Below are 8,154 nucleotides of genomic sequence, written 5' to 3'. Positions count from 1 at the left end.
CCCACACAGATTGTCTGATAAATTGTTAAAGAGCAGTGCCGCTTCGCTTTTTCTCAGCGGCGCGGGGTGTGCATAATACGCTTTCCCGCTACAGAGTCAAGCATTTATTTTTGCTTTCTCTGTCGGAGTTCTCAGGAGAACCCCGCTGACCCGGCGGCGTGTTTGCCGTTGTTCCGTGTCAGTGGTGGCGCATTATAGGGAGTTATTCCGGCCTGACAAGAGGAAATTTAAAATAATTTTCTGACCGCGCAACATTCAACCAAATCAGCCTAAAACTGCCACTTTTTCGAGCGTTTCGAAGCCGTAACGCTGTAAAACGGGCAATAATTGTTCAGCTTCTGGCGTCATTGCCATACAAAAGGCAATATTCGCATCGGCAGATTTTGCATCCGGAGCTTCATGTTCTAACAGCCAGGCCGTTCTGCGAGCAATCGCTGCGCCAGAATCCACCAGCCGGGTTCCCTCTGGCAGCACCTGTAAGAGTTCTTCTTGTAGTAGAGGGAAATGGGTGCAACCCAATACAACGGTATCTGGCGGCTCTTTCATTCTTAACCACGGGCGTAGGATACGTTTTAGTGCATCCAGAGAAACATCTTCGCCATGCAGCTTCGCTTCAGCCAACTCAACCATCTCTGCCGAGCCCAGCATTTCTATCTGGCATTCATTAGCGAAACGCGCGATCAGCTCATGAGTATAAGAACGTTTAACAGTTCCGCGGGTTGCCAGTAATCCGACAATGCCATTTGCCGTCAGACGTGCAGCAGGTTTAATCGCCGGCACGACACCAACAACCGGGAAGTCGAACTTTTCGCGTAATGCAGGAAGTGAAACGGTACTGGCGGTGTTGCAAGCGACCACAGCCAGCGCAAGGGGATAACGTTCTTGCACTGCGGTGACAATTGCCACCACTCGCTCAACAATAAACTCTTCGCTTTTTTCGCCATACGGAAAAGCGACGTTATCGAAAGCATAAATGTAATGGAGATCCGGTAAGAGATGCCGGATCTCGTCATAGACCGACAACCCACCGACGCCGGAGTCAAACACCAGCACGGTGGGACGTGGTTCAGAAGGTGTAGCTGCCAGACAAGGTGTATTCCCGTCCTGCAGTTTGGTAGCCATAGACTGTCTCATAATCTTTGTCGAACAGGTTGGCTATTTTACCACGAACTGTCAGGTGAGAGGTGACCGGATACGCAACCGCAAGATCCCACAAGCTCACACCGCCCATTTTAACGGTTTGATAAGGATAAGATGAGTAATCCTTATCATAGCGAGTGCCTAAATACTGATAAGTAATACCCCAGTCGAAGTCATACAACTGCCAGTCGAGCTGGTATTTCACCTGCTGTTTAGCACGGCGTAACAACGGCGTGTCGGTAATCGCATTGCGCGCATCGACATAATCATAACTCACAGTATGCGTCAGTGGTCCGGTATCAAAATTGGCGGTCGCCTCGACGCCCTTAATCCGCGCTTTCCCTTCGTTGTAATATTTCAGGGTGTGATCATCATAATCGATCAAGTCACTGACATCGTTACGATATCCGGAAATACGCCAGTTCACCCCAGCGGTTAAGCCTTCAAACGCGCCTTCCCACTGTTTGCTTTTCTCCGGGTCCAGATTCGGATTTCCGTAGAAGCCATACAGTTGCCCCAGATTTGGTGCCTTATAAGATGTCCCGTAGGAAGCAATGAAGCGATAACCTTCGATGAATTCCCAACCGGCGCTGGTTTGCCAGGTTCCATGACGACCAAACTGTGAGTTATCGTCACTGCGTGCTGCGCCTTCAAAGGTAAAATCGCCGACTTGTTGCAGCCCGGTCAGATAGATGCCGGTATTACGTTGATCATATCCATTCTCAACATAACCTGTACCCGGCGTCGTAGTCTGTTTCTGCCAGTCGACACCCGCACCAATACTACCGTGACCAACGATGACATTGTTTGCCCACTGGACGGTGTATTGCTTCATCTCATCGAGCGTCGCCGACGAATCATAACGACCAAAATGGGGATCGTAGTTGTAATCTTTGCTATGGCTATAGCTGGTAATGAGTTGTGATTTAATCAGTTCGCCGTTATAGCGCAGCCCGGCGTCCCAACTTTGGCTATAGAGTTTACGGGTATCGAGCAACGGTGAACCGGGAGAATAATACGCGTCATAATTGGTACGGTTATCATAGCCATAGCCGCGCACAAAGCCGCTCCAGGCATCAGTAAAGTTATGCTCCAGCGCGCCATAAAGCGTTTTACTTAAAAAACCATCGTTATCTGTCTGCGCTTGCGTTCCGGTATTACCATAGGCAACAACATCATAACCATGAGTATGGGCATAATCGCCCAACAGCGTTACCCGTGTCTTATCCCCCAGTTGTTGCTGCGTAGAGACATCATAGTTCTGATAACTATTGCTTCCCCACCCTGCTGAAATTTCCGTTCCGGGTTCATCGCGCGTCGTGATGATATTCACCACCCCGCCTATTGCATCGGAACCATAAACAGCGGAGCGCGGCCCACGGATATATTCAACACGCTGGACAAGCGCAATAGGGAACTGGCTAAGGTCGGCAGAACCACTCACCCCCGCCAGATTCAGGCGTACGCCATCAATTAACACCAACACATGACTGGCATTTGTACCGCGAATAAAAATAGATGAGAGCTGACCTGAACCGCCGTTTTGGGTGATATCGACGCCCGGAAGACGGCGCAGCACATCATTGACCGAGGTCGACTGCCAGCGGTCGATATCCTGACGGGTCACAACGGTGGTTGGTGCAAGCACAGTGCTGCGCGGCTGTTCAAAACGGTTAGCAGTAACGACGAGAGTATCCGGGCTGGTATCCTGTGCCCAAGCGGAAAAGGCTGTGACAGAACACGCCGTCAGCAGCGAAGCTTTTTTAATCATTGTAAAGCATCCACAATAGAAGAAGGATGCCGCAGGTTTCATCAATATTACGCGATGATGAGAACCAGATGCGACGTTGGCCGGCAGGTCTTCGGGCTTGGAGGGGTATCTAAGATACTAAGAGATGATGACTTCCCACCGGATGGCAGTGTCCGCATAACGCAATCATCGCACCTTTCCTTACCGCTGCGCGTCAGCTCCAGATTCGCACTGGATTCCCTATTAACTCACAGGACCGGCAAGTGGATGCTACAGGTTGTAACAAGTTACTGTCCAGACGTAGCTCACAAATAGGAATTCATCAAGATCTGGACATCTGATGAGCAATCCCTACAATCGCCGCGTACTTTAATTTTTCAGGATACATCATGACCCCCGAACACCTTCCAACAGAACAGTATGAAGCGCAGTTAGCCGAAAAAGTGGTACGTTTGCAAAGTATGATGGCACCGTTTTCTGACCTGGTTCCGGAAGTGTTTCGCTCGCCGGTCAGTCATTACCGGATGCGTGCGGAGTTCCGCATCTGGCACGATGGCGATGACCTGTATCACATCATTTTCGATCAACAAACCAAAAGCCGCATCCGCGTGGATAGCTTCCCCGCTGCCAGTGAACTCATCAACCAGTTGATGACGGCGATGATTGCGGGTGTGCGTAATAATCCCGTTCTGCGCCACAAGTTGTTCCAGATTGATTACCTCACCACGCTGAGTAATCAGGCGGTGGTTTCCCTGTTGTACCATAAAAAGCTGGATGATGAGTGGCGTCAGGAAGCGGAAGCCCTGCGCGATGCACTGCGCGCGCAGAATCTGAATGTGCATCTGATTGGTCGGGCAACGAAAACCAAAATCGAGCTGGATCAAGATTACATCGATGAACGTCTGCCGGTCGCAGGGAAAGAGATGATCTACCGTCAGGTAGAAAACAGTTTTACCCAGCCGAACGCGGCGATGAATATTCAGATGCTGGAATGGGCGCTGGACGTAACCAAAGGCTCAAAAGGCGATTTACTGGAGCTGTACTGCGGCAACGGTAACTTTTCATTAGCACTGGCGCGCAATTTTGATCGGGTATTAGCCACCGAAATCGCTAAGCCGTCGGTTGCTGCTGCGCAATACAACATCGCAGCTAACCATATTGATAACGTACAAATTATTCGTATGGCGGCAGAAGAATTTACTCAGGCGATGAATGGTGTACGCGAGTTTAATCGCCTGCAAGGGATAGACTTGAAGAGTTATCAGTGCGAAACCATTTTTGTCGACCCACCGCGCAGCGGTCTGGACAGTGAAACCGAGAAAATGGTGCAGGCGTATCCACGTATTCTGTATATCTCCTGCAATCCGGAAACGTTATGCAAGAATCTGGAAACATTAAGCCAGACGCACAAGGTCGAACGTCTGGCTCTGTTTGATCAGTTCCCCTACACGCACCATATGGAGTGCGGCGTATTACTGACCGCGAAGTAAAACCCATGCCGGATGCGCCAGCATCCGGCATAATACCGATTACTCAGCAACTTCCTGCTTACGGTTACGCATCTTCGCGCCAATCCAGAACACCATAATGACGGAGAGTACTGCCGGGAAGAAGTTAGAGCCGATATCCGGATATTCCGCACGAACTACCGTGCTGTACAGCAGTACGCCGAGAATAAAACAGGCAGCTGCCAGACCCGGCAAGCCTACCGGCATGGTGCGATTAAGATAACGTTGATGCAGGCAGTAAACCGTCAGCACCAGGGAAATAATCGGGAATACAGAAAATGGCACAATGGAGCTAAACAGCGCTGCGAAAGTACCATTAATCGATAAGCCAGCAACCAACGCCAGCAGCAGCGTACCTCTATCTTGATTTGCTTGTTTCATTACTCGTCCTTCACATTTCCCGGAATAATTGCGGTTTTCTCTTGTTCACGGCGATACCAGTAATAAGCCCCTTTCGAAATCATTCGCAGTTGCAGTACCAGTCGCTCTTCTAATTGCCGACGTTGTTCGACGCCGACGTCCAACGCCTCGGCACCCGCACTGAAGACAATTGTCACCATTGCTTCGGCTTGCGCTTCAGTAAACGCACGCGGCATATGGTTTTCGAGTTCCAGATAGTCCGCAAGTTCCGCAATGAAGTGCTGAATTTCACGCGCAACGGCGGCACGAAACGCAGCGGAGGTGCCGGAGCGTTCCCGCAATAATAACCGGAAGGCGTTAGGATTATTACCGATGAACTCCATAAATGTGGAGACCGAGGTGCGGATCACACTCCCGCCTTTGGCGATACGCTGACGCGCCTGGCGCATGAGTTGGCGTAGCATTAAACCGCTCTCATCAACCATGGTCAGACCCAGTTCGTCTACGTCGCGGAAATGCCGATAAAAAGAGGTGGGAGCAATGCCCGCTTCACGCGCCACTTCACGCAAACTCAGGCTGGCGAAGCTGCGTTCAGCACTTAATTGGCTAAATGCGGCTTCCACCAGCGAACGGCGGGTTTTTTCTTTTTGTTGCGCTCTTACGCCCATCACGATGTCTGAATCCTTGCCAAAAGTACTGCTGGCACTATACCAGAGAATGAACATACTGGATTGCTCCAGTATTGTGAATGAACGGTAACGCAATAAAACATATTTACTGCAATTCTTTGGCCGGTTCTTTTACGTACAGCGGAAACCTGCCGCTTAAACGGAGAGTATCGTCGATAAAAATCCAATAAAACGTCAGGGCAAAAGTAAGAAACAGACAAAGCAAAGGCCGCTCAGGATATAGCCAGATAAATGACGGGGATCAATTGGCTTACCCGCGATAAAATGTTACCATTCTGTTGCTTTTATGTATAAGAACAGGTAAGCCCTACCATGCCACATTCCTACGATTACGATGCCATAGTAATAGGTTCCGGCCCCGGCGGCGAAGGCGCTGCAATGGGCCTGGTTAAGCAAGGTGCGCGCGTCGCAGTTATCGAGCGTTATCAAAATGTTGGCGGCGGTTGCACCCACTGGGGCACCATCCCGTCGAAAGCTCTCCGTCACGCCGTCAGCCGCATTATAGAATTCAATCAAAACCCACTTTACAGCGACCATTCCCGACTGCTCCGCTCTTCTTTTGCCGATATCCTTAACCATGCCGATAACGTGATTAATCAACAAACGCGCATGCGTCAGGGATTTTACGAACGTAATCACTGTGAAATATTGCAGGGAAACGCTCGCTTTGTTGACGAGCATACGTTGGCGCTGGATTGCCCGGACGGCAGCGTTGAAACACTAACCGCTGAAAAATTTGTTATTGCCTGCGGCTCTCGTCCATATCATCCAACAGATGTTGATTTCACCCATCCACGCATTTACGACAGCGACTCAATTCTTAGCATGCACCACGAACCGCGCCATGTACTTATCTATGGTGCTGGAGTGATCGGCTGTGAATATGCGTCGATCTTCCGCGGTATGGATGTAAAAGTGGATCTGATCAACACCCGCGATCGCCTGCTGGCATTTCTCGATCAAGAGATGTCAGATTCTCTCTCCTATCACTTCTGGAACAGTGGCGTAGTGATTCGTCACAACGAAGAGTACGAGAAGATCGAAGGCTGTGACGACGGTGTGATCATGCATCTGAAGTCGGGTAAAAAACTGAAAGCTGACTGCCTGCTCTATGCCAACGGTCGTACCGGTAATACCGATTCGCTGGCGTTACAGAACATTGGGCTGGAAACTGACAGTCGCGGACAGCTGAAGGTCAACAGCATGTATCAGACCGCACAGCCGCACGTTTACGCGGTGGGCGACGTGATTGGTTATCCGAGCCTGGCATCAGCGGCCTATGACCAGGGGCGCATTGCCGCGCAGGCGCTGGTAAAAGGCGAAGCCACCGCGCATCTGATTGAAGATATCCCTACCGGCATTTACACCATCCCGGAAATCAGCTCTGTGGGCAAAACCGAACAGCAGCTGACCGCGATGAAAGTGCCATATGAAGTGGGCCGCGCCCAGTTTAAACATCTGGCACGCGCACAAATCGTCGGCATGAACGTGGGCACGCTGAAAATTTTGTTCCATCGGGAAACAAAAGAGATTCTGGGTATTCACTGCTTTGGCGAGCGCGCTGCCGAAATTATTCATATCGGTCAGGCGATTATGGAACAGAAAGGTGGCGGCAACACTATTGAGTACTTCGTCAACACCACCTTTAACTACCCGACCATGGCGGAAGCCTATCGGGTAGCTGCGTTAAACGGTTTAAACCGCCTGTTTTAACACTTTATCGAAATGGCCATCCATTCGTGCGCGGATGGCCTCTGCCAGCTGCTCATAGCGGCTGCGCAGCGGTGAGCCAGGACGATAAACCAGGCCAATAGTGCGGCGTGGTTCCGGCTTAATGCACGGCAGATAAACAACCCCATCGCGTTTGCGCTCCGGCGGCACAGCCAGCGCAGGCAGTAAAGTGATCCCGCTACCTGCCGCCACCATGTTGCGCAGCGTCTCCAGGCTGGTCGCGCGGAAGTGTGTATCTTCATCCGCCCCGGCTTCAAAACAGAAACCCATTGCCTGATCGCGCAAACAGTGACCATCTTCCAGCATCAGCAGTTTTTCCCCTGCCAGATCGGCCATCGGTACGCATTCGCGGTTCGCCCACGGGTGATCTTCATAGATAGCCAGCAACATTGGCTCATCAAACAACGGCACTTCAATGAATGCTTCGCTCTCTTTCACCAGCGCGAGGATCACGCAATCGAGTTTGCCGCTGTCCAGTTGCGCCAGTAACTGGTGGGTCTGTGCTTCATGCAGATACATTTCCAGCTTTGGAAAGGTCTGGTGCAGCATAGGGATAATATGCGGTAGCAGGTACGGTCCAACTGTGGGAATCAAACCAATGTGCAGCGGCCCGGACATCGTCTCGCCCTGCTGGCTTGCCATCTCTTTAAGGACTTTCACCTCACGCAGTACGGTACGCGCCTGATCTACCAGCAGCATTCCCGCCTGGGTGAACAACACTTTACGGCTGGTCCGCTCCAGCAACATCACGCCCAACTCATCTTCCAGCTTACGAATTTGCCCGCTAAGCGTCGGCTGGCTAACGTGGCAGGAATCTGCCGCACGCCGAAAATGGCGGTGTTCGGCCAATGCCACCAGGTACTCAAGATCACGAATATTCATTATCCATCCTCCATTGCCACGATAGTTCATGGCGATAGGTAGAATAGCAATGAACGATTATCCCTATCAAGCATTCTGACTGATAATTGCTCAC

The 8,154-nt window shown here is 51.0% G+C and carries 7 protein-coding genes and 1 riboswitch; of the genes, 2 read left to right on the top strand and 5 right to left on the bottom strand.

Annotated features, from left to right (window positions below):
* Positions 1-264 precede the first annotated feature (264 nt).
* The gene (gene murI / locus ACJHXA_RS20790; RefSeq protein ID WP_283512355.1) at positions 265-1,122 is read right to left on the bottom strand and encodes a glutamate racemase; all 858 of its coding nucleotides are present in this window, start codon (positions 1,120-1,122) and stop codon (positions 265-267) included.
* Positions 1,067-2,911 (bottom strand): TonB-dependent vitamin B12 receptor BtuB, encoded by a 1,845-nt coding sequence (btuB, locus tag ACJHXA_RS20785; protein ID WP_000591355.1) that lies wholly within the window; start codon positions 2,909-2,911, stop codon positions 1,067-1,069. The genes murI and btuB overlap by 56 nt, the downstream gene beginning before the upstream one ends.
* 64 nt (positions 2,912-2,975) lie before the next feature.
* A riboswitch (cobalamin riboswitch) is annotated at positions 2,976-3,166 on the bottom strand.
* A gap of 113 nt (positions 3,167-3,279) precedes the next feature.
* Here btuB and trmA point away from each other — a divergent pair.
* Positions 3,280-4,380: a tRNA (uridine(54)-C5)-methyltransferase TrmA gene (gene trmA, locus ACJHXA_RS20780; protein ID WP_000187022.1), complete on the top strand. Its 1,101-nt coding sequence runs from the start codon at positions 3,280-3,282 to the stop codon at positions 4,378-4,380.
* Positions 4,381-4,419: 39 nt separating this feature from the next.
* On the opposite strand, the gene ACJHXA_RS20775 is transcribed toward trmA, so the two are convergent.
* Both ACJHXA_RS20775 and fabR read right to left on the bottom strand, forming a co-directional pair.
* Positions 4,420-4,779 carry a YijD family membrane protein gene (locus ACJHXA_RS20775; protein ID WP_000806411.1) on the bottom strand — a complete coding sequence of 120 codons (360 nt, stop codon included), beginning with the start codon at positions 4,777-4,779 and terminating at the stop codon, positions 4,420-4,422.
* Positions 4,779-5,429 (bottom strand): HTH-type transcriptional repressor FabR, encoded by a 651-nt coding sequence (fabR, locus tag ACJHXA_RS20770; protein WP_001309117.1) that lies wholly within the window; start codon positions 5,427-5,429, stop codon positions 4,779-4,781. The genes ACJHXA_RS20775 and fabR overlap by 1 nt, the downstream gene beginning before the upstream one ends.
* A 330-nt stretch (positions 5,430-5,759) precedes the next feature.
* Here fabR and sthA point away from each other — a divergent pair, with 330 nt between their 5' ends.
* Positions 5,760-7,160, top strand: coding sequence for a Si-specific NAD(P)(+) transhydrogenase (gene sthA / locus ACJHXA_RS20765; protein WP_001120810.1), 1,401 nt, complete (start codon positions 5,760-5,762; stop codon positions 7,158-7,160).
* On the opposite strand, the gene oxyR is transcribed toward sthA, so the two are convergent.
* On the bottom strand, positions 7,143-8,060 hold the full coding sequence (gene oxyR / locus ACJHXA_RS20760) for a DNA-binding transcriptional regulator OxyR (RefSeq protein WP_001025939.1): 918 nt from the start codon (positions 8,058-8,060) through the stop codon (positions 7,143-7,145). The two genes, sthA and oxyR, sit on opposite strands and share 18 nt — an antisense overlap.
* Positions 8,061-8,154: the final 94 nt, after the last annotated feature.

This window comes from Escherichia sp. WS33 (assembly GCF_046486385.1).
Taxonomy (GTDB): domain Bacteria; phylum Pseudomonadota; class Gammaproteobacteria; order Enterobacterales; family Enterobacteriaceae; genus ECMA0423.
Note: the sequence above shows the minus strand (reverse complement) of the source record. Positions and strands in the feature narration are given on the sequence as shown.

Excerpts from the sequence above, each read along its gene's own strand:
- murI (WP_283512355.1), bottom strand. The coding sequence starts at position 1,122 with ATGGCTACCAAACTGCAGGACGGGAATACACCTTGTCTGGCAGCTACA.
- btuB (WP_000591355.1), bottom strand. The coding sequence starts at position 2,911 with ATGATTAAAAAAGCTTCGCTGCTGACGGCGTGTTCTGTCACAGCCTTT.
- trmA (WP_000187022.1), top strand. The coding sequence starts at position 3,280 with ATGACCCCCGAACACCTTCCAACAGAACAGTATGAAGCGCAGTTAGCC.
- ACJHXA_RS20775 (WP_000806411.1), bottom strand. The coding sequence starts at position 4,779 with ATGAAACAAGCAAATCAAGATAGAGGTACGCTGCTGCTGGCGTTGGTT.
- sthA (WP_001120810.1), top strand. The coding sequence starts at position 5,760 with ATGCCACATTCCTACGATTACGATGCCATAGTAATAGGTTCCGGCCCC.
- oxyR (WP_001025939.1), bottom strand. The coding sequence starts at position 8,060 with ATGAATATTCGTGATCTTGAGTACCTGGTGGCATTGGCCGAACACCGC.